Annotated in this window: 19 protein-coding genes; 9 read left to right on the top strand and 10 right to left on the bottom strand. The window is 40.6% G+C overall.

Features of this window, described 5'->3' with window-relative positions:
- Positions 1-149 precede the first annotated feature (149 nt).
- Positions 150-1202, bottom strand: a complete 1053-nt coding sequence (locus AC6H44_RS08715; RefSeq protein ID WP_500735097.1) for a DUF3080 family protein — start codon at positions 1200-1202, stop codon at positions 150-152.
- Positions 1180-2535 carry an MATE family efflux transporter gene (locus tag AC6H44_RS08710; RefSeq protein WP_500735096.1) on the bottom strand — a complete coding sequence of 452 codons (1356 nt, stop codon included), beginning with the start codon at positions 2533-2535 and terminating at the stop codon, positions 1180-1182. The genes AC6H44_RS08715 and AC6H44_RS08710 overlap by 23 nt, the downstream gene beginning before the upstream one ends.
- Before the next feature lie 190 nt (positions 2536-2725).
- Between AC6H44_RS08710 and AC6H44_RS08705 the strand changes: the two genes are divergently transcribed.
- Positions 2726-3352, top strand: a complete 627-nt coding sequence (locus AC6H44_RS08705; RefSeq protein WP_500735095.1) for a riboflavin synthase subunit alpha — start codon at positions 2726-2728, stop codon at positions 3350-3352.
- Here AC6H44_RS08705 and AC6H44_RS08700 read toward each other — a convergent pair.
- On the bottom strand, positions 3349-3552 hold the full coding sequence (locus AC6H44_RS08700; RefSeq protein WP_500735094.1) for a CPXCG motif-containing cysteine-rich protein: 204 nt from the start codon (positions 3550-3552) through the stop codon (positions 3349-3351). The two genes, AC6H44_RS08705 and AC6H44_RS08700, sit on opposite strands and share 4 nt — an antisense overlap.
- Positions 3553-3806: 254 nt before the next feature.
- On the opposite strand from AC6H44_RS08700, the gene AC6H44_RS08695 reads away from it, so the two are divergent.
- The 5 genes from AC6H44_RS08695 (at position 3807) to AC6H44_RS08675 (ending at position 9920) form a co-directional block, all read left to right on the top strand.
- Complete coding sequence (locus AC6H44_RS08695) at positions 3807-4499, top strand: DUF445 domain-containing protein (protein WP_500735093.1); 693 nt, start codon at positions 3807-3809, stop codon at positions 4497-4499.
- A 70-nt stretch (positions 4500-4569) separates the two neighbouring features.
- The gene (locus tag AC6H44_RS08690; RefSeq protein WP_500735092.1) at positions 4570-5355 is read left to right on the top strand and encodes a hypothetical protein; all 786 of its coding nucleotides are present in this window, start codon (positions 4570-4572) and stop codon (positions 5353-5355) included.
- Between the two features lie 100 nt (positions 5356-5455).
- Positions 5456-6838: an amidohydrolase gene (locus AC6H44_RS08685; RefSeq protein ID WP_500735091.1), complete on the top strand. Its 1383-nt coding sequence runs from the start codon at positions 5456-5458 to the stop codon at positions 6836-6838.
- Between the two features lie 12 nt (positions 6839-6850).
- The gene (locus AC6H44_RS08680) at positions 6851-8092 is read left to right on the top strand and encodes an amidohydrolase family protein (RefSeq protein ID WP_500735090.1); all 1242 of its coding nucleotides are present in this window, start codon (positions 6851-6853) and stop codon (positions 8090-8092) included.
- A 214-nt stretch (positions 8093-8306) separates the two neighbouring features.
- On the top strand, positions 8307-9920 hold the full coding sequence (locus AC6H44_RS08675) for an IS1634 family transposase (RefSeq protein WP_500735089.1): 1614 nt from the start codon (positions 8307-8309) through the stop codon (positions 9918-9920).
- Between the two features lie 94 nt (positions 9921-10014).
- Here the strand turns inward: AC6H44_RS08675 and AC6H44_RS08670 are convergent, their stop codons facing one another.
- Both AC6H44_RS08670 and cspD read right to left on the bottom strand, forming a co-directional pair.
- On the bottom strand, positions 10015-12237 hold the full coding sequence (locus AC6H44_RS08670) for an NADP-dependent isocitrate dehydrogenase (RefSeq protein ID WP_500735088.1): 2223 nt from the start codon (positions 12235-12237) through the stop codon (positions 10015-10017).
- Positions 12238-12677: 440 nt separating this feature from the next.
- Positions 12678-12896 carry a cold shock domain-containing protein CspD gene (gene cspD, locus AC6H44_RS08665; RefSeq protein ID WP_008110104.1) on the bottom strand — a complete coding sequence of 73 codons (219 nt, stop codon included), beginning with the start codon at positions 12894-12896 and terminating at the stop codon, positions 12678-12680.
- A gap of 208 nt (positions 12897-13104) precedes the next feature.
- Here cspD and clpS point away from each other — a divergent pair, with 208 nt between their 5' ends.
- Both clpS and clpA read left to right on the top strand, forming a co-directional pair.
- Positions 13105-13413 (top strand): ATP-dependent Clp protease adapter ClpS, encoded by a 309-nt coding sequence (clpS, locus tag AC6H44_RS08660; RefSeq protein WP_008110102.1) that lies wholly within the window; start codon positions 13105-13107, stop codon positions 13411-13413.
- A gap of 68 nt (positions 13414-13481) precedes the next feature.
- Positions 13482-15743 (top strand): ATP-dependent Clp protease ATP-binding subunit ClpA, encoded by a 2262-nt coding sequence (gene clpA / locus AC6H44_RS08655; RefSeq protein WP_500735087.1) that lies wholly within the window; start codon positions 13482-13484, stop codon positions 15741-15743.
- A gap of 206 nt (positions 15744-15949) precedes the next feature.
- Here the strand turns inward: clpA and infA are convergent, their stop codons facing one another.
- From infA to trxB, 5 genes are all read right to left on the bottom strand, one after another.
- Positions 15950-16168, bottom strand: a complete 219-nt coding sequence (gene infA, locus AC6H44_RS08650; RefSeq protein ID WP_500735086.1) for a translation initiation factor IF-1 — start codon at positions 16166-16168, stop codon at positions 15950-15952.
- A gap of 90 nt (positions 16169-16258) precedes the next feature.
- Entirely contained in the window at positions 16259-16963 is a 705-nt protein-coding gene (locus AC6H44_RS08645) for an arginyltransferase (RefSeq protein ID WP_500735085.1), read from the bottom strand.
- On the bottom strand, positions 16956-17672 hold the full coding sequence (gene aat / locus AC6H44_RS08640) for a leucyl/phenylalanyl-tRNA--protein transferase (protein ID WP_500735084.1): 717 nt from the start codon (positions 17670-17672) through the stop codon (positions 16956-16958). Before aat ends, AC6H44_RS08645 begins: the two co-directional genes overlap by 8 nt.
- A 180-nt stretch (positions 17673-17852) precedes the next feature.
- The gene (locus tag AC6H44_RS08635; protein WP_500735083.1) at positions 17853-20666 is read right to left on the bottom strand and encodes a bifunctional aconitate hydratase 2/2-methylisocitrate dehydratase; all 2814 of its coding nucleotides are present in this window, start codon (positions 20664-20666) and stop codon (positions 17853-17855) included.
- 308 nt (positions 20667-20974) lie between these two features.
- Positions 20975-21925, bottom strand: a complete 951-nt coding sequence (gene trxB, locus AC6H44_RS08630; protein WP_500735082.1) for a thioredoxin-disulfide reductase — start codon at positions 21923-21925, stop codon at positions 20975-20977.
- 264 nt (positions 21926-22189) lie between these two features.
- Between trxB and pssA the strand changes: the two genes are divergently transcribed.
- Positions 22190-23515: a CDP-diacylglycerol--serine O-phosphatidyltransferase gene (gene pssA / locus AC6H44_RS08625; RefSeq protein WP_500735081.1), complete on the top strand. Its 1326-nt coding sequence runs from the start codon at positions 22190-22192 to the stop codon at positions 23513-23515.
- Positions 23516-23565 lie beyond the last annotated feature (50 nt).

Raw genomic sequence — 23565 nt, 5'->3', positions numbered from 1 at the left:
TCATACAATCAAATCTCGCCCAACTAACCTACAGTTTAGTTTCGGCATTTAAAACTGTTAATTGCTTAACAACGGTCGCTAATATATAGCGTGATGAGGAGTGAATCAAGCATGTTTATGGTTTTTAAGTTTATTTGCCGTTTTTTTATTCATATTGGGCTGATTTCACACGTTTTATAAAATTTTTGCCACCAGATAACGTGCTCTTTTGCTGAGGTTTTTAGTTGAGCAAGTAAGTTGGTATTAGAACTCGGATCTAAAAGCGCATTTATTGCCTCACTGCTAATGGCTTGATTAAACCAAATCTCAGTATAGAGCGGTTGGAGCGTTTCTAAATAGCCGCTTAACTGCGCTTGGTAAGGTTGTATTTGTTTTAAATAAAATTTATTAAAAATGTTACTGACAATTTTAGCTTGTTGTTTATTTTTACCTTTTGGGCAAATTTGTTCAAAAGATAAGCTATTTACAAAGTGTGTTGCAGTTTGGTTCAAGCTAATTTGCTCACGCGTGGCTTGAATGAGTAGTTGATCAAACTTGTATCTATTTAGCGGTTCTAGTGCTGAAAAAATGTCATCACTATTAATTAGCGTACTGTTGCCAACATTTATCTGCTGTTTTATGGTATTTAATTTTTTAAGCGCTTCAATGGTGTCGCTAAACCCTGCTTGCTCGGTGCTGAGCTCTTGGCCTGTGAGTTGCCAAATACGATTAAGTTCAGGTTCGTTATATAAAGTGTGATTAAAGTACTGAGTAAGTTGAGTTTGTTTTTGAATTTTTGCCGCTGCAATTTTATTGTATACGTTACTTTGGTTGTCTAGGGTATTTAAACAATCTTGTGCGCTTTGAATAAAATCTATTTGGTACTTTAATTGACTCGCAGCTGTCGCTGTTTTGCCAAGTTGATTGTTGTGCTCACTTATTAATACGTTAAGCTTACATTGGCTTATGCCAGCAAGCTCAGTGATGCCAATCTTGATTGCAGTTTGTGAGGCTGTTTCAGGGGCAACTAGAGTGAGCTGTTGCAATGGTTTTGTACTTGGCTTAGGTGTTTGCAAAGTATTACTCAAACGAGACAAATACGTTTTATTGGCGTCACTGGGCTGCTCAGAGCAGCCAAAAAGTAATAGACAACACATCGCTAGTAACCAATTAGGTGGCATAGTAATGTAGGTTAATTTTTTAAGAGAGAATAAATGGTTCACGTTTAAATCGCCTATGAACGGTCAGCATCAGCAATACAGCTGCCACTGACAAGCCAACGATAATGCCTATCCAGAAACCATGCGGGCCCATAGCTGGCACTATTATGTCTGTTCTTGCCAATACGTACCCTAAACTAAAGCCGATTAACCAGTATGAAATAAAAGTAATATAAGAAATAGGGGCAGTGTATTTTAAGCCGCGTAATATGCCATTTGCAGCGACTTGTAATGCATCTGGCAGTTGATAAATACAGGCCAAAATCATTATTGATGAAGCAAGTGCGAGCACGGCAGGGCTATCGCTATAAAGTTGACTAATAATATCGCGGCCTATAAAAGTGATAAAAGCAATAAATAAGGCAATAATTGCAGCTAAAATATAACTCGTAGACACCGCTACTTTTAATTGTTTTAAATGGTTTTGGCCAAATAAGTTACCAATTCGTATACTAATAGCAATTGATAAGCTCAAAGGCATCATAAATAACAAGGCGGTAACGCTTGCTGCAATTTGATGACCTGACACAGCTACAGCGCCTAAGTGTGCAATAAACAATGGAATACAAGCAAACAGAGTCACTTCAAAAAAAGTAGCCAGTGAAATAGGAATGCCCAGTTTTGTAATGATACCAATGGTTTTAAAGTTAGGTTTTTCGAAGTTGGTTAATAAACCTTTGGCATCAACTTTTTTACTAAGTTGGCAGTAAGTAACTTGTGCAATGGCCATCACGGTGAATACCAGAGCAGTGGCTATTCCGCAACCTGCTCCGCCAAATGCTGGCAAGCCAAATAGGCCGTTGATGAAAATATAATTTAATGGAATGTTTACCACAAGCCCGAGTAGGCTGATATAAAATGCAGGCTTAGTCATACCCATGCCTTCGGTCATATTTCTATAAACGGTAAAAATTAAAAAGCCAAATACGGCCCATTTAACAAAATGAATATAGTCATAGGCAAGTCCAGCAATCGCAGGGCTGGTATCAAGTTGTAAAATAACGGTATTGGCAAGCTGTGCGGCACTAAAACCGGCAATACTTAAAAAAAGCGTTAAATAGAGCGCTTGTTGAAAATAATGACTGATCCCTTGACGATCTTTGCCGCCGGCAAATTGAGCAATAACACCGGTTAGTGCTAATAAAATACCTTGTATTGCCAATAAAATGGGGTTCCATATGCCTGTGGCAATTGATAGTGCAGCGAGATCAGTCGGACTCACTTGGCCAGCCATGATGGTGTCGACTACCGACATGAGAACTAAGGTTACTTGTGCTAAAAAAACAGGAAAGGCGAGGGACAGTAGGCGTTTAGCTTCCCAACTACAAAAAGTCATAAAAACAGCTATCTTAAAAAACATAATACATTGTAATCTATTGTGATCAGTCAATCTATGCTGAGAGTGAGTGTTTATATTGAATTAATTTTATGGTTGAAATAACAAATAATAAAAACTGGCATTAACTGAATTATTTTGGCTTTTGATACGTTAAACTAGCACTTTGTTAGAAATAGAAGCGATTTTTATGTTTACTGGTATTATTCAAACTCAAGCAACGGTAGTGTCTAAAACACATGCGCAGGGTGTATTGCGGTTAGTGATTTCTGTTAATGAACAATACGTAAAGCATTTAGACTTAGGTGCCAGTATTGCTATAAATGGCTGTTGTTTAACGGTGGTAAAAGTAGAGCTTGGAAATCAAGATGTGGTGGCTCAAGTGCATTTTGATGTGATTGATGAAACATTGCAGCTGACTAACCTTGGTCAACTGGAGCTAGGTAGTTTAGTTAACTATGAACGTTCAGTGTCGTTTGGCACCGAATTAGGTGGGCATATTGTATCAGGGCATATCCATTGCACCGCAAAAATTGCGCAAATAATTAAATTAGAAAACAACTACAAAATACAGCTTAGCTTGCCACAAAAATGGCAAAAATATGTTTTATACAAAGGGTTTGTATCTGTTAATGGGGCTAGCTTAACCGTTGGTAATATTGATGAACACGGTTTTTGGTTGCATTTAATCCCTGAAACTCTCGATATTACCAATTTAGGTAAAGCGGTTGCTGGCGATGAGTTTAATATAGAAGTCGATCAGCAAACTTACACCATTATAAACACAGTCGAAAACTACATGCGTCAACACAGCTAAAATATTTGTTCGTCATCGCTGTCCACATGTAACTCTAGCTTGTTACACGAGTAGTCTATGTGCATGTTTAAATGGATGAGGTTACAGCAAGCACTGCATTCATCATAGTAGTCTTGGTCGCCCATACTGGTATCGAGGTCTAAATGAATGTGGTGCCCACAATGTGGGCATGTAATACGTTGCGATATAAAGTCTTTCATAATAACGCCTCATAAAAATTAAGCTATTTTGCTTAAGTAGCAAAACATGCAGTAAGTATAGTGCTTATATTTGTGTATAGCATATATTTAAGTTTAGAGGTGCTCTATGGCTTGAGTTAAGTAATGATCAACATAAATATTAGGCTATTTAAACCTGTGGATAAACTATGGCAAAAAGAGGTTAAGTTAACCAACTAATCGGTGTAAAATTAGCTTTGTAAATGACAATAATAAAATACCGAATTGGAATAAAAATGAATAAAAGTTTTATCACTAACGTATTTGCAGCATGCTTTGTTGTTGCAGGTTTTGTATTTGAGCAAACTATTGTGTTATCAGTGGGCTTATTTGCACTCTCTGGTGCGGTTACAAACTTACTCGCTATTCATATGCTATTTGAAAAAGTGCCGTTTTTATATGGCTCAGGTGTTATTGCACTTAAGTTTGAAAGCTTTAAAGTGGCTATAAGAAACTTAATTCTGACTGAGTTTTTTTCTGAGCATAAAATTGATACATTATTAGCTAAGGCGCAACCAAACATTGATTTTGAGTCGGTTATTTATAAGGTAGATTTAAACCCTGCATTTGATAATTTACTTGTGGTTATTGAGCAGTCACAGTTTGGTAGCATGCTAGCTATGTTTGGCGGCACACAAGCGGTTGAGCCAATGCGAGAAAAGTTTATTGAAAAAATGCAATTATCGTTAGTGCAAATTAGTGACACTGATAATTTTAAAGCACTACTGAGCGATATGCTTACCCAAGGCAATAATGCACAAACGTTACATAATACCGTGCTTAAGCTGGTGGATGAGCGTTTAGATGAGTTAACCCCCAAAATGGTAAAAGAAATCATCCAAACTATGATCCGTGAACATTTAGGTTGGCTGGTTGTATGGGGTGGAGTGTTTGGTGGTTTATTTGGTTTACTTGCGGCATTAATTTAGCTGAAATATTTTTTCAGACTGTTATTATCGCGCCCTGAATGTGTGGCATTTTATATTTTGGAGCGCAATTGTGAATAAAACGTTAGCCAGTTACTACCAGCAAGCCTATGCCTGTGAGCAACAGCATTTTAATCAATGTTTTTATTGTGGTTGTGAGGCAACAGAGCGTGACTATTGCCCGCCTTTGCATATGCTGCAAAGCATTATTGATTTAGGCGAAGAGGCTGACTTTGTTGCTATTGCTGCATGCTACGAATGCCATGCGTTACTGCATAATGAGCGCCTAATGACCATTGATGAGCGTTTTAGTAAGCTCAAAAAGAAATTATCTAATAAGTATGCAAAGCCTTTACGCGTTTATAACATGTGGGAAGAAAGCGAACTTAACTATATGAGCGATGAATTTGCTCATAGCATTCAAGCGGGCATGAAACTCGGTAAAGAAGCGTCAGAGCGCCTTGCATTCACAGGGTTTAGCTACGCCACTGAAGAAGCACGTGTCACGGTGCGTGAAAAAACCAAAGAGTTTGATGTAGAAGGCATGGTATTTACCGATTTTAAAGAAGCGCTTAACTACTGCATTACTGTATTAAAGGTGCAAAAAAGTGATTTTTATAAAATTTTAGTGGAAGATTATCAAGGTGATTTTAACAAGGCATTGAGTCAATACCGGCATCGTCATGATAAAGTCACTGCTGCAAAAGATGGTAATACATTGATAAAAGATTTTTCAAAGCAGTATAAGCAAAACTCAGATTTTGTAACCCGAACGGTTAAGCATTTTATTAGTAACGATCCTTCGCTCACCACACAAGGGGCACTGGATAAGTTGTATAACAATTATATAAAAAAATAATTACAGAAATTCACCTTAAATAACCGCCTTTTCACCTGTTTTTTTAGCTTTATGCGTTTGCTTTCGCTAAAGTAGTAAAAAAACAGGAGAACCAAAAAACATGCAAAAATTTGCTCCCTCATTGTTAGCCGTTGGTTTAGCAGCGGCACTTGTTGGTTGCCAAGAAAGCGGCCCGCAAGATGCAAAAGTAACCATTAATAAAAACCCATACCCAAGTACCTATCAGCCTGTTGCTACATCAAGCACATTAATTATTAATGCTACTGTGTTAACAGGCACGGGTGAACGTTTAGACGAAGCCGATATATTACTTGTTGATGGCAAAGTACAGCAAGTGGGTAAAGATTTAACCGCCAATGCTGATACCACCATAGACGCACAAGGTAAATGGGTGACGCCAGGTATTATTGATGTTCACTCACATTTAGGTGCTTATCCAAACCCATCGGTTGAATCTCATCAAGATGGCAATGAAATGACGAGCCCTAACACGGCAGAAGTATGGGTTGAGCATTCAATTTGGCCACAAGACCCTGGCTTTAACCGCGCACGTGAAGGTGGCATTACGTCATTACAAATTTTACCAGGCTCTGCTAATTTATTTGGTGGGCGTGGTGTTACCCTCAAAAATGTACCAGCTCACACCATGCAAGGAATGAAGTTTCCTGATGCACCGTATGGTTTAAAAATGGCATGTGGTGAAAACCCCAAACGCGTTTATGGTCGTAAAGGTGAATTACCGATGACTCGCATGGGTAATATGGCCGGTTATCGTAGTGCATGGGTTGGTGCTCAAGAGTATAAACGTGCTTGGGATAAATACGATGCCGATTACGCTGCAGGTAAAAACCCAGAAGCTCCTCAGCGCGATATTAAATACGATACGTTACGCGGTGTTTTAGAAGGTGAAGTGCGTATTCATAACCACTGTTACAAAGCTGAAGAAATGGCGATGATGATTGATCTTTCTAAAGAATTTAATTATCACGCGGGTACATTCCATCACGGTATAGAAGCGTACAAAATTGCTGATTTACTTGCTGAGAATGGCTCATGTGCCGCACTTTGGCCAGATTGGTGGGGCTTTAAAATGGAAGCCTACGATATGGTACAAGAAAACGTAGCCATTGTTGATGCCGTTAAAAACTCATGTGCCGTTGTGCATTCAGACTCAGACACCACGATTCAGCGCTTAAATCAAGAAGCGGCAAAAGTAATGTACAGTGCTAACCAAAATGGGTTTGATATTTCTGAGCAACATGCCATTAAGTGGATCACTGCTAATGCGGCTAAATCATTGGGTATTGAAGATAAAACAGGTTCACTTGAAGCGGGTAAACAAGGTGATGTGGTTATTTGGAATCAAAGCCCATTTAGCGTTTACGCAAAAGCAGAGCAAGTGTTTGTTGATGGTGCAAAAGTTTACGATAGAAACGATAGCGCATTTCAAGCACAAAGTGATTTTATGTTAGGTCAACAATAAGGAGCGCCCAGAATGAAAAAATTATCACGTTCGTTTTCGCTTTCTCTGGTTGCTGCAGGGTTACTAGCATCGGGTGCGGTAAGCGCCCAATCACTTGCTATTATTAACGCAACACTGCATACATCATCAGATCAAGGCGTACTAGAGAGCGCAAGCATAGTAATGAATGATGGCAAAATTACGGCTATTAATCCCAGCGATGTTAAAGCAGATAAAGTTATTGATGCCAAAGGTCAAATTGTGACCCCTGGTTTTATTGCCAGTGTAAATCAACTTGGCTTAGTTGAAGTGGGGGCGGTTGCAGGCTCTCGTGACGCAGGGGATGAAAAAGCAGGTATTGATTTTGATGCAAGTTTGGCATTTAATCCACGTTCAAGTCTCATTCCTTATGCACGTAAAGGCGGTATTACCCGCGACTTGATCACCCCATACGGTGGTGACAGTATTTTTGCGGGCCTTGCAAGTGTGGTCGATTTAAGTGGCAGCTTTGAAAGTGTACTTAAAAAACAAGTAGCATTGGTGGTTAACTTAGGTGAGCGTAGTAAAGGCTCTCGTGCATTTACATTGCAAACTTTAATTAATAAGCTAGATGAGCACCAAACTAAAGCAAGTAAAGACGCTAAAAAAGACGACGCTAAGCCAAGTGCTGAAGATAAAATAATGGCCAAAGTACTTAAAGGTGATATGCCATTATTGATCAGTGTGTCGCGAGCGGCTGATATTGTTGAGCTAATAAAAGTGAAACAGCAGTTTGGTGTCAATATTGTACTCAATGGTGCGCAAGACGCGGTGGTTGTTAAAGAGCGTATTGCCAAAGCAGGTATCCCTGTGATCATCAGTGCGATGGATAACTTACCAGGCAGCTTTGATTCACTTAATGCCAGTTTAAATAATGCAGGCATATTAGAAAAAGCCGGTGTTAAAGTACTTTTAACTGTGGGTGGCGATGCCAGTCATAATGTTTACCAGCTTCGCTATGATGTGGGTAACGCAGTGTCTTACGGCATGAGTCAGCAAGGCGCATTAAAAGCGGTTACTGCCAATGTTGCCGATGTATTTGGTATTAATGCGGGTAGCTTAGAGGTGGGTAAAGCCGCTGATGTGGTGATCTGGAGTAACGACCCATTTGAGCTAAGCAGTCACGTAAGCAAAATGTTTATTAACGGGGTTGAGGTAAGTACTGAATCTCGTCAAGATAAACTACGTGAGCGCTACACAACAGACTCAAACATGCCTCGTGCATACACTAAATAACCCTTATTTAGTTATACCAATTCTCAATAATACTTAATCAAACGAATTAGTATTAAATATCAAAGGCCGCATTAGCGGCCTTTATCTGTCATTCCGCACCCTAAATCTGAATTAAATTAGTTCATTAAATGAGCGGTTGATCGAATTTTGTTAAAAAATACTTGACGGCGATCCCCATATTTGATCTATTACTCTCTTTTGAGAGCGCGTATTTATGTCTATCCCTTATGCCCAAAAACTCGAACACCACGGCTTAGTTGCTGGATTTTGTCACGATCTAGGTTTTGTCGATATTATTGATAACGCACTCGGTGGCGTGGCGCCTGAGCGCAACATCAGTTGTGGTCAATTAGTGTTGGCTATGGTGCTAAACGGCCTAGGTTTCACTGGCCGCACACTGCATATGTACAGCGAGTATTTTCAAGGCAAGCCGCTTGATAGATTAATTGGTGAAGGCGTATTACCTGAGCACATCAACGACGATGCGCTCGGTCGCTGTTTAGACACCTTATATGAATACGGCGTATCGAAGCTGTATCAGCAATTGGGTGAGGCGGTGGTAGAGAAATTAGGGTTACAAACCGAAGCTTTACACCTTGATTCAACAAGCTTTCATTACGATGGCAAAGCGACAAGCGAGCCTGATGATGACGAACCAAAACCTATCCGTATCGCGAAAGGTTATTCGCGCGACCATCGCCCTGAGCTCAACCAAGTGATACTCAATCTTATCTGTGAGAACCAGTCAGGCATTCCGGTTTATATGAAGCCTGCCAGTGGCAACAGCAATGATATGGAAGGCTTTAAACAGATTGTAAAGGCACATATTGGCAGTTTAAAAGCCGCGCAAGCCAGCCGCTACTTTGTGGCCGATGCCGCCTTGTATGTGCAAGAAACCATTAAAGATTTACATACTCAAGGCCAACTGTTCATTACGCGGGTACCGCAAACCCTCAAAGAAGCTAAAACCCTTGTTAAGCAAGCGCCTAACTTGAATTTCACCCCTATCTCACCTGGCTATGAAGGCGTGAGTTATGACAGTGAATACGGGGGGGTGAAACAAAAATGGCTACTCATTCGCAGTGAGCAGGCGTATAAGCGAGAGCAGCATAACCTGAACAAGCGTATGCTAAAAGCCGGAGAAGTTGCCCGCAAAAGCTTTAAAAAACTGTGTCAACAACGCTTCGCTTGCGAAAAAGATGCTCAAGCAGCCCTTGTCAAATGGCGTGGCAAACAAACGGTCTGTGATGTGGATGCACATGTTGTTGAAGTAGCCATTTTTAAGGGAGCAGGACGCCCTAAACTCGGACAATCTCCTGAGCGTATCGAATACCAGATTACGGGTGCATTATGCACACCACTGGCATCCAGAAAAGCCGCTTTACAACAACTGGGTTTGTTCATTATTGCCACCAATGATGTTAGCGACCATCTTGACATGGCAAACTTGCTGAGCAGCTACAAAGCGCAGCAGAATGTAGAAAAAGGCTTTCGATTCTTGAAAAGTCCCGACTTCCTTACGAGCGCTATTTACCTGAAAAAGCCTGAGCGCATTGAAGCGTTACTCATGGTAATGACTTGCTGCCTAATGGTGTACGCGGGGTTAGAGCATCAAATTCGCAAAACCTTGGTCGAGAAAAACTGCTACTTCCCCACAATGAAATACAAGCCGGGCCAACGCCCCACGGCACGCTGGGTGTTCCAGTGCTTCGAGCATATCATCATAATGTATTGGCCTGATAAGCCACCCATGGTGGCGAATATGCAGCCGCGCAATCAAACCATTGTTGATTGCTTGGGTGAAAAATATCAGCGGATTTATTCTTAAAATGGGTGCGGAAGATCGGCTTTATTATAACTGACTCTATTTCAGGCAAAAAAAAAGGCGCTCTTTAAAGCGCCTTTTCATTCATTTAATTAATTTATACCAGTTTAGATAAGATCTCGTTAAATGTTGTGCTTGGGCGCATCGCTTTAAACGCTGCATCGTCATTTGGTTGGAAGTAACCGCCAATATCCATTGCAGGGCCTTGTGCATCGTTTAGCTCGTTAACAATTTGCTCTTTGTTTGTTTCAAGATCGCTCGCAATTTGCGTAAACTGCGCTTTAAGCTCGCTGTCATCATTTTGCTTAGCAAGTTCTTGAGCCCAAAATAAAGATAAGAAGAAATGAGAACCACGGTTATCAATTTCTTTTACCTTACGTGAAGGCGACTTGTTTTGTGCCAAGAATGTGCCAGTTGCCTTATCAAGCGTATCTGCAAGTACTTGTGCTTTTTTGTTACCTGTAGTGGTGCTTAGGTGCTCAAGTGACGCAGCAAGTGCTAAAAATTCACCTAAAGAATCCCAACGTAAGTGGTTTTCTTTTTCGAATTGTTGAACGTGCTTAGGTGCTGAACCACCTGCGCCTGTTTCAAATAAACCACCGCCATTCATTAATGGCACAATTGACAGCATTTTAGCACTGGTACCCAATTCTAAAATTGGAAATAAATCAGTTAAGTAATCACGAAGTACGTTACCCGTTACAGAAATTGTGTCTTTACCGTCTTTGATGCGTGCAAGTGAAAACAAGGTTGCATCCATTGGCGATAAAATTTGGATATCTAGACCCGCTGTATCGTGATCTGGCAGGTATTTATTTACTTTTTTGATTAGCTCAGCATCGTGTGCACGCTGTGCATCTAACCAGAAAATAGCAGGGTTACCGGTTGCGCGGGCGCGATTTACTGCAAGTTTAACCCAATCTTGAATGGGTGCGTCTTTAACCTGACACATGCGCCAGATATCGCCTTGCTCAACACTGTGCTCAAGTAGGGTGTTGCCGTTTGTGTCTACAACACGAATAGTACCGTCAGCTTTTGCTTCAAATGTTTTGTCGTGAGAGCCGTATTCTTCCGCTTTTTGAGCCATAAGGCCAACATTTGGTACGCTACCCATAGTGGTTGGATCAAAAGCGCCGTGCTCTTTGCAAAAATCAATGGTTGCTTGATAAATACCTGAGTAACAACGATCTGGAATAACAAAACTAGTGTCTTGTAATTTATCGTCTTTATTCCACATTTGACCGCTTGAACGAATTGCAGCAGGCATAGAGGCATCGATGATCACATCACTTGGTACGTGTAAATTTGTGATACCGCGGTGAGAATCAACCATCGCAATCGCAGGGCGGTTAGCGTATACGGTTTCAATGTCTGCTTCGATTTCAGCGCGTTTTGCAGCATCTAATGATTGAATTTTAGCGTATACATCACCAAAGCCGTTGTTTACGTCAACCCCAAGCTCTTCAAAAAGTTCACCATGTTTTGTAAATACATCTTTAAAGAATACTTTTACCGCATGACCAAAGATGATTGGATCAGAGACTTTCATCATGGTTGCTTTCATGTGAAGCGAGAATAACACGCCTTTTTCTTTAGCTGCGTTGATTTCAGCTTCTAAAAATGCTTGTAATTTTGCAGCGCTAATACGTGATGCATCGATAACTTCACCAGCAAGTAGCGGTGTGCTTTGCTTAAGTACCGTGATATCGCTATTTGCGGCTACATGTTCAATGCGAACATCCGTTGCTTCATTAATAGTCAGTGATTGCTCTGAGCCAAAGAAGTCGCCTTCTTCCATGCTGGCAACGTAAGACTGCGAATCTTTGCTCCAAGCGCCCATTGAATGTGGGTTGTTTCGTGCATATTCTTTCACTGAACTTGGTGCACGACGGTCAGAGTTACCCTCACGAAGTACAGGGTTTACTGCACTGCCTTTGATTTTGTCGTAAGCGGCTTGAATTGCTTTTTCTTCATCATTTTTAGGCTCAACAGGGTATTCAGGTAACGCATAACCTTTAGCCTGAAGCTCTTTAATGACTGCGCGAAGTTGTGGCACAGACGCACTAATGTTTGGTAATTTAATAATGTTAGCTTCTGGTGTTTTTGCCATTTCGCCAAGTTCTGCAAGTGCATCATCAATGCGTTGTTCTTCAGTTAGGTAATCAGGGAAGCTTGCAATGACACGACCAGCTAAAGAAATATCGCGTGTTTCAACTTCAACACCTGCCGCGTTTGTGTACGCTTGAATAATTGGTAACAACGAATAAGTTGCGAGTGCCGGAGCTTCGTCCGTTTTTGTATAGATAATTTTTGATGTCATCATCATTCCTAAATAGTGGGCCGCATTGGCCAAATTCAATAATGCAAAGATACATTGCTTAACGCCTCACAAATGAAGCATTAACATATGCAATGAGTAGTCTGTTAGGTGTTGGTACTCGTATAACCTGATGAGGTAAAAATAATCACACCTGACGGACTCGTGTTTTTTGAACTAAAGTCAAACTAGCCATTAGGCTAACGTAAATATGTTTTACATGCTAAAGAGTGTAACAAGCTTGGCTAAAAAGGGCTAGGGTAACAAGCCAAACGCCAACAGTTAAACATCTACTAATGAAATAATTGGGGTAGATAAAATAAAATCAAGGAGAGGGGTTGAATTAACAAACAATGAAACAACTTATAAAGATGAAACGTGTGGTTTTAGGTAGATTAAGCGAGGATCTAAATAGGTCGCTCGCTTTAGTCTCATATTTACAGTCACTCTATAATATCGCCGTTGGGGGCTATATTAGTAGCGTGTAGACCTTTAGGGCCTTGTTGTAATTCGAAGGTAACATCTTGACCAGCTTTAAGTGTCTTGTATCCGTCCATTACAATAGTGGAGTAATGAGCAAAAATGTCGTTCTCGCAACCGTCTTCTACGATGAAACCAAAACCTTTGGCGTTGTTGAACCATTTGACTTTACCACAAGCCATACTTCTACATCCTTCTATAAGTTGACTAATTTAGTTATCCTAAACAGTATTGTTTGCTAGACTGACTAAGGTTTAATCAATCACCATTTGACTGTAGTTTATTTAATCAAGCAGTCAAGTGTTTTGGGTTATTTTTTAACATTTTATTTATTTTTTATTCAAGTTTGCTTGAGTTACTAAGACAAGACTATATTTAATTATGAGTGGTATGAAAGATTCTGGTGTTATAGACACCGTTCGCGATAGTGAAAAGCAAAAGTTGCAGCCACCGCGAAAATACAAAGTTGTGTTAAACAACGATGATTATACGCCGATGGATTTTGTCATAGAGATCTTGATGACGTTTTTTAATATGGATAGCGATAGAGCAACTGATGTGATGCTGCAAATACATCAGCAAGGTAAGGGCATATGCGGTGTTTATAGTGCCGACGTAGCACATACTAAGGCTGAACAAGTTAACCGTTACTCAAGGGATAACGAGCATCCACTGCTATGTAGTTGTGAGCAGGAATAAATACCTCAAAGGTGAACTTTCACCTTTGCTGTGCGGTATAAAATTATTATCTCTGTAAGGGGTTGCCAATGCTAAATAAAGACTTAGAACTAACTTTGAACACCGCGTTTCGTGAAGCGCGTACGCGTCGTCATGAGTTTATGACTGTGGAGCACCTTTTATTGGCTCTACTAGACAATCCATCAGCAGGTGAAGCACTTAATGCGTGTGGTGTTGACGTCTCTGGATTAAAAACAGAGTTACTTGAGTTCATTGATGAAACCACGCCGGTTATTCCCGATTTAGAAGAAGAGCGCGAAACCCAACCAACACTTGGCTTTCAGCGCGTGTTACAACGCGCCGTATTTCATGTGCAGTCATCAGGTAAAAACGAGGTCACTGGTGTGAATGTATTGGTGGCTATTTTTTCTGAGCAAGAAAGCCAAGCGGTTTATTTACTCAAAAAGAATGACATATCTCGTCTTGATATCGTTAACTTTATTTCTCATGGTATTGCTAAGGGCGAGGATGAACTCGGTGATGACACCGACGACATACATGAAGAAGTACAAGAAATATCAAACGAAGAGGCAAGTAAGCTCGACAGCTTTACCACTAATTTAAATGTGCAAGCTAAAGAGGGTAACATTGACCCTCTTGTTGGACGTGACAGTGAAGTTGAGCGCACAGTGCAAGTGTTGTGCCGTCGTAAAAAGAATAACCCATTACTGGTTGGTGAAGCAGGCGTTGGTAAAACGGCCATAGCAGAAGGGTTAGCGTACCGAATTGTTAATGATCAAGTGCCTGAAGTGATTGCCGATGCGGTTGTTTACTCTTTAGATATGGGCGCGTTGTTGGCGGGCACAAAATACCGAGGTGACTTTGAAAAACGCTTTAAAAGCTTATTAAAAGAGCTACAAGCAAAACCTGGGTCAATTTTATTTATTGATGAAATTCATACTATTATTGGTGCAGGTGCGGCATCGGGTGGGGTCATGGATGCCTCAAACTTAATTAAACCGCTACTTTCGAGTGGGCAATTACGGTGTATGGGTTCTACCACTTACGGTGAGTACAAAAACATTTTTGAGAAAGACCGAGCCTTAGTTCGTCGTTTTCAAAAAATTGATGTACTTGAACCGAGTGTTGAAGACACCACTAAAATTCTTAATGGCCTAAAAGAGCGTTATGAAGCACACCATGGTATTCGTTACACGCAAAAAGCGTTAAAGGCCGCTGCTGAATTAAGCGCCAAGTATATTAACGAGCGGCACTTGCCTGATAAAGCAATTGACGTTATTGATGAAGCGGGCGCGAGTCAGCGTTTGTTACCTGTTTCAAAACGTAAGAAAACCATTGGCGTTGCCGACATTGAATTAATTGTTTCTAAAATGGCGCGTATTCCGCCACAAAATGTATCGTCTTCTGACAAAGAAACCTTGAAAAACTTAGACCGCAATTTAAAAATGTTGGTGTTTGGGCAAGATCAATCTATCGATGCACTTACTTCAGCAATACGCTTATCGCGTTCTGGTTTGGCTAATGAGAACAAACCTATTGGTTCGTTCTTGTTTGCAGGGCCAACCGGTGTGGGTAAAACGGAAGTTACTAAGCAGTTAGCTAAGTGTATGGGGGTTGAGTTTATTCGCTTTGATATGTCTGAATATGTAGAGCGTCATGCGGTGAGTCGTTTAATTGGTGCACCGCCTGGTTATGTTGGTTTTGAACAAGGCGGTTTATTAACAGAAGCGGTGATTAAAAACCCTCACGCAGTGGTATTATTGGATGAAATTGAAAAAGCCCATCCTGATATTTACAACATCCTTTTACAAGTTATGGACCACGGTACGCTAACCGACAATAACGGCCGTAAAGCCGACTTTAGAAATGTGGTGGTGGTGATGACCACCAATGCGGGCGTACAAGAAACCACACGTAAGTCGATTGGTTTTAGTGAGCAAGACCATACACACGATGCGATGGGAGAAATTAATAAAGTATTTTCACCTGAATTTAGAAACCGCCTCGATAACATTATCTGGTTTAACCACCTAGATAAAGAGGTTATTTTACAAGTGGTCGATAAATTTGTGGTTGAGCTTCAGGCGCAGCTGGACAAAAAGTCAGTTAACCTTGAGCTTACCTCTAAAGCACGTGAATGGTTGGCTGACAAAGGCTATGACAAAGCAATGGGTGCTCGCCCTATGGCACGCGTTATCCAAGAAGATGTTAAAAAGCAATTGGCTAACGAAATACTGTTTGGCGAGCTAATGTCTGGCGGTACGGTAAAAGTATCGGTTAAAGATAAAAAGCTGCGTTTTGATTTTGAGAGTGATTTAACCCCTGCTTAATGTTTCAAATTTAGGTTAGTCACACAAAAAGCCTGCTTCGCGCAGGCTTTTTTGTTTTCTAATGAAATAGGCAACAAAAAACCCAGCAAAGGCTGGGTTTTTTGTTTATTAAATGTAATTACTGGTAAGTATCCATTAATTACATTTAATAAACGCTTTAAGCTAGTTTGCACTAGCCAAAAACTAAATCTCGTTTACGCACTTACTTAGCGAGCACGGAATACGATACGTCCTTTCGATAAATCGTAAGGGGTCATTTCTACCGTTACTTTATCGCCGGTTAAAATACGGATATAGTTTTTGCGCATTTTACCTGAAATGTGAGCCACTACTACGTGACCATTTTCTAGCTCAACTCGGAACATTGTATTTGGTAAAGTATCAAGGATTGTTCCTTGCATTTCGATTACGTCTTCTTTCGCCATGTTTAGCGTAACACCTCTTTAATAGTTAAACGCTGCAGATTTTGCCCAAAATACGCCAATAAGTAAAGGCGAAGGCGCTATTTTTGTAAATTAAATAGCCACCCACTGGTCATTGAGTTGTTTTTGAGCAGGTAAAAACTGCGTTTTATAGTTCATTTTGTCGCATTCATCTATTTGATACCCTAAATAAACAAACTGCTTATGCTGTTGTTTAGCAAATTTAAGTTGCTGCAAAATCATTACAGTGCCTAAACTAAAGTGTTCATAGTCAGGGTCAAAAAATGTATAAATTGCCGAAATAGCGTTGTCCATACAATCAGTTACGGCAACAGCGACTAAGTTATCTTGATCCCAAAGTTCGATAAAGGTAATGGTTAACCAACTACAAAATAAAAAGCTTTGAAATTGTGATTTATCAGGTGGGTACATAGAACCATCTTGATGGCGTAAACTGATGTACTTGCTGTAAAGCGGGTAGTATTCTTGGCGTTCAACTTGTGAATACTTTACTTCAAAGCGGTTTTTTGCTTTGTTAAGTTTACGTTTTTGCGATTTTGTAGGCATAAATTCATTCGCTAAAACACGCACAGAGCTACATGCGCTACAAATTGGGCAATGCGGGCGGTAAATTTGGTTTCCACTGCGACGAAAGCCTAATCCTAACAATGACTCAAATTTAGCGCTGCTGTAACAACTCGGATCAAGTATTACCAGCAGTTGCTCTTGGCGGTCAGGCAAGTAACTGCATGCAAATGCTTGGCTTAGGCCAATACGGGTTGGCAGTTTTTCATTCATAAATCGCGATTAGCTCCTGTGGTTGCCACATATTTTCAGCAGGGGTATAGCTTTGTGCTTTGTTGAGTTTAGTTAAAAATTTGTCACGCGAAACAACACTGGCACCTAACGACATTAAATAAGGATTTTCTAATTGGCAATCTATAAAATGGGCATTATGGCGTTTAAGCCAATTAACTAACGCCCACATAGCCAGTTTGGAACAATTAGGTTGATGATGAAACATTGATTCGCCACAAAAAACACCGGTTTGCATAATCCCATATAAGCCGCCTGCAAGCTCTCCCTCGCGCCATACCTCCAAACTATGAGCTATTCCATTGTGATGGGCATTTATGTACGCCTGTTGCATTTGTGGGGTGATCCAGGTGCCATCGGTATCAAGACGTTGATCGCGACACGCCTCAATCACTTCTTCAAAGGCATGATTAATGGTTACGGTGACCGGGTGTTTTTTTAAATGCTTACGTAAGCTTTTGCTAATGTGAAAGTCATTAAGCTCAACAATACCGCGCTCACTAGGCGACCACCACATAATCGGCTCGTTTTTACTAAACCACGGAAAAATTCCTTGGCTGTAGGCATTTTTTAATCGCGTTACCGATAAGCATCCACCAATGGCAAGTAAACCATCTGGATCATCCAAGGCATGCTCAGGGTTGGGAAATGTAAAATGGTTTTGAGATAGCTGATAAAGTTGTTTAGTCATAACACCGATTGAATAACTGAATGGTCAAAAGAAAGTGTAACCTGTTGCTTTAAATTCACAAACCACAGATTATAGTGTTATCGCATAGCATTGAATAGGGCTTACATTCTAAAAGTTGTTTTTGTTAGGCAAAAAAAAGCGCGTTTAAAACGCGCTTAACTGAACCATTAACTCATCAAATTAGCTAACCACTTTTACGGGTACTGCTTGGCCCGCGTTGAACTTAGTTGTCATTGCTTCTTCAACAGGTGTAAACGATGTAAGGTCAATACCTTCAACGGCTGACTTATACTCTTCGATAGTCGGGAAACGACCAAGCACAGTAGACAGTACTACAACTGGCGTAGAGCCTAGCAGTGATTCACCTTTTTTCTCAGATGTATCGGCTACTACACGGCCTTGGAACAGACGTGTTGAGGTTGCGATAACGGTGTCACCAGGTTCTGCTTTTTCTTGGTTACCCATACAGAGGTTACAACCAGGGCGTTCTAGGTATAAAATATTTTCATACTTAGTACGTGCCGCTGTTTTTGGTTTTGCATCGTCAAATTCAAAACCGGCGTATTTAGCAAGGATATCCCAATCGCCTTCTGCTTTAAGCTCATCAACAATGTTATATGTTGGTGGCGCAACAACTAAAGGCGCTTTAAATTCAATTGAACCATTTTTCTTCTCAAGGTTACGAAGCATGTGAGCAATAATTTTCATATCGCCTTTATGAACCATACACGAACCAACAAAACCTAAATCAACAGATTTGTCGTTGTAAAAAGACACAGGGCGGATCACATCGTGAGTATAACGCTTAGACACATCGTCGTTATTTACGTCTGGATCGGCAATCATTGGCTCAACGATTTGGTCTAAATCAACCACCACTTCTGCGAAGTATTTGGCGTTGTCATCAGGTGCAAGCGCTGGCTCTTCACCAGATTGAATACCTGCAATACGTTTATCAGCTAAGTCGATTAGACCTTGCAACGTTTGCCCTTCGTTATCCATCCCTTTGTTGATCATGATTTGGATACGGCTCTTAGCAAGCTCAATTGACTTAATTAACGTCTCGTCGTTAGAGATACAGATTGATGCTTTCGCTTTCATCTCTGCAGTCCAGTCAGTGAATGTAAACGCTTGGTCAGCCATTAGTGTGCCAATGTGAACTTCAATAATACGGCCTTGAAATACGTTCTCACCACCAAATTGCTTAAGCATTTGCGCTTGCGTTGCATGTACTACATCACGAAAATCCATGTGCTTAGCCATTGCGCCTTTAAACGTTACTTTAACAGAGTCAGGAATTGGCATCGCTGATTCACCGGTTGCAAGTGCAACTGCAACAGTCCCTGAATCGGCACCAAAGGCAACGCCTTTAGACATACGTGTATGCGAATCACCACCAATAATAAGCGCACGGTCATCCACGGTAATATCGTTCAATACTTTGTGGATTACGTCAGTCATTGCATGGTAAACACCCTTAGGATCGCGTGCTGTGATCAGACCAAACCTATTCATAAACGCCATGAGTTTAGGAATGTTCGCTTGCGCTTTGCTATCCCATACTGACGCGGTATGACAACCAGACTGGTATGCCCCGTCAACAAGTGGTGAGATAATAGATGCAGCCATTGCTTCAAGTTCTTGAGCCGTCATCGGCCCGGTTGTATCTTGTGAACCAACGATATTTACTTTCACGCGAACATTTGAGCCTGCGTGCAGTGGCGTGTCAGACAACACACCTACCGCATTACGATTAAAGATTTTTTCAACCGCTGTTAAGCCTTGTCCTTCATGCGAAATTTCTTTTGAAGGGGCATACACAAGTGGGGTTTCTATGCCAAGTGTTTCAGCAGCAAACGTTTGTAGCTTCTTACCAAATACAACCGCGTAAGAACCGCCAGCTCGCATAAATTCAACTTTTTGTGGCGTAAATGCTGATGAAATATCAGCCAGTTCTTTATCACCGTTATAAAGTTTTTTCTCTTTGGTATTGATTGTTAATACAGTGCCTGTAGCAACTGAATAGGCCTCTTCAAGAACAGCATCACCATTTTTATCAGTGACTGTGTTGCCATTTTCGTCTACTTTTTTCACCCAGTTTTTAAGATCAAGCCCAATACCACCGGTAACATCAACCGTCGTTAAAAAGATTGGTGCAATACCATTGGTACCGGCAACAACCGGTGCAATGTTAATAAAAGGAACATACGGACTTGCTTGTTTACCAGCCCAAAGTGCTACGTTATTTACACCTGACATACGCGATGAGCCAACGCCCATAGTGCCTTTTTCAGCAATCAGCATTACTTTAGCGTGTGGGTGTTTCTTTTGAAGTGCAACAATTTCTTGTTGTGCTTCTTCAGTGATCATGCATTTACCGTGTAATTCACGATCAGCACGTGAGTGTGCTTGATTACCAGGAGAGAGTAAATCAGTTGAAATATCGCCTTCACCGGCAATGTAGGTGACTACGTCGATTTTTTCTTCAATGTCAGGTAATTTTGTAAAGAACTCAGCGTGTGCAAAGCTTTCTAGCAACTCTTTAGCAATAGCGTTACCTGCTTCGTAGGCCGCTTTTATGCGAGCCATGTCAGCTTCGTATAAGTATACTTGTGTTTTAAGAACTTCAGCGGCTTGGGCTGCGATTGCTGCATCATCAGCAAATGCTAAATCAAGTAGCATTTCAATTGACGGGCCGCCTTTCATGTGTGAAAGCAGTTCAAATGCGAAATCTGCATTGATTTCTGCCACAGACTCTTCACCAAGAATGATTTCTTTTAAAAACTGTGCTTTAACGCCTGCAGCACTGGTTGTTCCTGGTAAGGTGTTGAAGATAAAAAAATGCAGTGAATCTTTACGATGCTCGTTATTTGTATCTTTAATTTGAGTAATTATTTCAGATAGTAACTCAGCGCTGTCGATTGGTTGTGGGTTTAATCCAAGTTCCGTTTTACGGGTTTGGATTTCTTCGATATATTGTGTATACAAACTCATAGAAAACTCTCGGTATATTTACTTGATATGAAGTTGAACATTTTAACTGATTTACAGTGTGTAGTAATGTCCAGATGAACAAAGCATTATGCTTTACTGCAATTATAGTTAATTTACTTGCGATATTTTGACGATACCTATTGCACGGTTTTAGATCCTATTGCAATTACACCATTACTTGTATTTATAATATGAATTTTCACTATAAAAGCTATTTATAATGGTGTTGCTCAGAAGTAAAAAGGCTCTGATAACAAAGTATAGATGGCATATTAAAAAAGGGCTGATAAATCAGCCCCACTATTTAATTATAAATTATCGAGGAAGCGCTCAGCGTCTAAGGCAGCCATACAGCCTGTGCCTGCTGAGGTAATAGCTTGACGGTAAATATGATCAGAAACATCGCCGGCGGCAAATACACCGGGTACGCTTGTTTGCGTTGCATTACCATGCAGGCCAGACTCAACCACGAGGTAGCCGTCTTTCATTTCTAGCTGACCTACAAACATATCGGTGTTTGGTTTGTGGCCAATGGCAATAAATACACCGGCTAACTCAAGTTCTTCTGTGGTATTTGACGCAACATCTTTAATACGCACGCCTGTTACACCCATTTCATCGCCAAGCACTTCATCGAGTGTACGGTTGTAGTGCATTACAACGTTACCGTTAGCTGCTTTTTCAGTAAGGCGGTCAGCAAGAATTTTTTCACTACGAAAGCTATCACGACGGTGAATAACATGTACTTCATCCGCAATGTTCGACAGGTATAACGCTTCTTCAACCGCGGTGTTACCACCACCAACAACCGCTACTTTTTGACCTTTATAAAAAAAGCCGTCACAGGTTGCACAAGCAGAAACACCACGACCTTGAAAGTTAGTTTCTGACTCTAAACCTAAATATTTAGCCGACGCGCCCGTTGCAATAATTAAGGCATCACAGGTGTAAGTACCTTGGTCACCGGTTAGTGTGAAAGGGCGCTTTGATACGTCTACTTTATTGATGTGATCAAACACAATTTCAGTTTCAAAGCGCTCTGCATGCTCTTTCATACGATCCATTAATGCAGGGCCTGTTAAACCATGTGCATCACCAGGCCAGTTTTCAACTTCTGTGGTGGTTGTTAGCTGGCCACCTTGTTGAATTCCTGTAATTAATACTGGATTTAAATTTGCACGTGCAGCGTAAACTGCAGCTGTGTAGCCTGCAGGGCCTGAGCCTAAAATAAGTAACTTACAATGTTTTGCTTCAGTCATGGTATTTTCCTAAACGTTTAATACTGTTTTAATGCGCCCGATTCTAAGAAAAACAAGCAAGAAGTAAATAAAAGGTGAGATTATTTTTTTTTACAAATTTTAAAGCTGTTCATTAATGTGTACTAATAACAATGCTCGCTTAATAAGTAGGCTGTTAACCAATAAAACAACGTTAATTCATGACCAGCCTGATTTTTTTTGTTATCTTTTAATTAATTTTGATTTGTCACTGCTTAATTATGTGACCTAAGTGAATAGGCAACTATGTTATTTTGGCAAGAAAAACCCGCATTTGGGTTGACTTCAAAAGACCTTAACGTCTTAACCAATGCGCAACAATACCGTACGCAATTGTTAGATTTAATTGCCAACGCAAAAAAGCGAATTTATATCACCACACTTTATTTACAAGATGATGAAGCGGGTCGTGAGATTTTAGCCGCACTGCATAGTGCCTCTTTAGCTAACCCTGAACTTGAAATAAAAGTATTGGTTGATTTTCATCGTGCGCAGCGCGGTTTAATTGGTGCAAAAAAGTCAGAGGGCAACGCATGCTTATATTGCGATAGCTTAGAGAAGTTTAATTCAAACGTTCAAGTGTATGGTGTACCCGTTAAAGCAAAAGAGCTATTTGGGGTGTTGCATTTAAAAGGCTTTGTTATTGACGATACACTGCTTTACAGCGGGGCCAGTTTAAACAATGTGTACTTACAACATGATGAGCGATACCGACTCGATCGCTACTTTTTAATTAACCAGAGCGAATTATGTGACTCAGTGGTCGATTTTATCGAATCAACTTTATTGAGTTCTGAGGCAGTCCCTCGCCTTGATACGCGTCCGCTTAAGCGCATGGCTGATTTTAAGCTTGAGCAAAAACAATTAATGCGAGAGCTTAAAACGGTAAGTTATAAAAACGCACATCACATTAATACGCAATCGCTGGGTATTCGCTTATTTTTGGGCCTAGGGCGTCGTAACAACGAGCTTAATCGTTTAATTAAAGCGTTATTTGATAACACTGAACGAGAGCTGGTGTTGTACACACCGTATTTTAATTTTCCGGCGCCACTAATGCGCTCATTACGGCGTTTATTAAAGCAAGGTAAACAAGTGACGATTGTGGTGGGTGACAAGACCGCGAACGATTTTTATTTACCGCCCAGTGAGCCGTTCAGTAAAATTGGTGCGCTGCCTTATTTGTATGAAACAATTTTGCATAAGTTTGTAAAATCGCAAAAACGCCATATCGATAACGGTAATTTAAATGTATACCTGTGGAAAGATGGCAGCAACTCGTTTCATTTAAAAGGGATTTGTTGTGACCGTAAGGTACATTTACTCAGTGGCCATAACCTAAACCCGCGGGCATGGGGGCTGGATATCGAAAATGGCATCCTCATAGAAGATCCTGAGCAAACTATAATGCAAGATATTGATAACGAAAGGCAGGAAATTTTAAAACATTGCAGTCGTTTAACTGGGCCTGATGATTTAGAAACCATGGACGATTACCCGCAGCCAGTTAAAAAACTGCTTGGCCAAGCAAAACGCGTAAAAGTGGACTTTATTATTAAACGGTTTATATGATACCTAAACCCGTTTATAAATTTAAAATTTAGATACAAAAAAGCAGCTAA

It is taken from the genome of Pseudoalteromonas sp. TAP-3C (genome assembly GCF_059888565.1).
This window is presented reverse-complemented; position numbering and strand designations above follow the sequence as displayed.

Excerpts from the sequence above, each read along its gene's own strand:
- AC6H44_RS08710 (WP_500735096.1), bottom strand. The coding sequence starts at position 2,535 with ATGACTTTTTGTAGTTGGGAAGCTAAACGCCTACTGTCCCTCGCCTTT.
- AC6H44_RS08705 (WP_500735095.1), top strand. The coding sequence starts at position 2,726 with ATGTTTACTGGTATTATTCAAACTCAAGCAACGGTAGTGTCTAAAACA.
- AC6H44_RS08700 (WP_500735094.1), bottom strand. The coding sequence starts at position 3,552 with ATGAAAGACTTTATATCGCAACGTATTACATGCCCACATTGTGGGCAC.
- AC6H44_RS08695 (WP_500735093.1), top strand. The coding sequence starts at position 3,807 with ATGAATAAAAGTTTTATCACTAACGTATTTGCAGCATGCTTTGTTGTT.
- AC6H44_RS08685 (WP_500735091.1), top strand. The coding sequence starts at position 5,456 with ATGCAAAAATTTGCTCCCTCATTGTTAGCCGTTGGTTTAGCAGCGGCA.
- AC6H44_RS08680 (WP_500735090.1), top strand. The coding sequence starts at position 6,851 with ATGAAAAAATTATCACGTTCGTTTTCGCTTTCTCTGGTTGCTGCAGGG.
- AC6H44_RS08675 (WP_500735089.1), top strand. The coding sequence starts at position 8,307 with ATGTCTATCCCTTATGCCCAAAAACTCGAACACCACGGCTTAGTTGCT.
- AC6H44_RS08670 (WP_500735088.1), bottom strand. The coding sequence starts at position 12,237 with ATGACATCAAAAATTATCTATACAAAAACGGACGAAGCTCCGGCACTC.
- cspD (WP_008110104.1), bottom strand. The coding sequence starts at position 12,896 with ATGGCTTGTGGTAAAGTCAAATGGTTCAACAACGCCAAAGGTTTTGGT.
- clpS (WP_008110102.1), top strand. The coding sequence starts at position 13,105 with ATGAAAGATTCTGGTGTTATAGACACCGTTCGCGATAGTGAAAAGCAA.
- clpA (WP_500735087.1), top strand. The coding sequence starts at position 13,482 with ATGCTAAATAAAGACTTAGAACTAACTTTGAACACCGCGTTTCGTGAA.
- infA (WP_500735086.1), bottom strand. The coding sequence starts at position 16,168 with ATGGCGAAAGAAGACGTAATCGAAATGCAAGGAACAATCCTTGATACT.
- AC6H44_RS08645 (WP_500735085.1), bottom strand. The coding sequence starts at position 16,963 with ATGAATGAAAAACTGCCAACCCGTATTGGCCTAAGCCAAGCATTTGCA.
- aat (WP_500735084.1), bottom strand. The coding sequence starts at position 17,672 with ATGACTAAACAACTTTATCAGCTATCTCAAAACCATTTTACATTTCCC.
- AC6H44_RS08635 (WP_500735083.1), bottom strand. The coding sequence starts at position 20,666 with ATGAGTTTGTATACACAATATATCGAAGAAATCCAAACCCGTAAAACG.
- trxB (WP_500735082.1), bottom strand. The coding sequence starts at position 21,925 with ATGACTGAAGCAAAACATTGTAAGTTACTTATTTTAGGCTCAGGCCCT.
- pssA (WP_500735081.1), top strand. The coding sequence starts at position 22,190 with ATGTTATTTTGGCAAGAAAAACCCGCATTTGGGTTGACTTCAAAAGAC.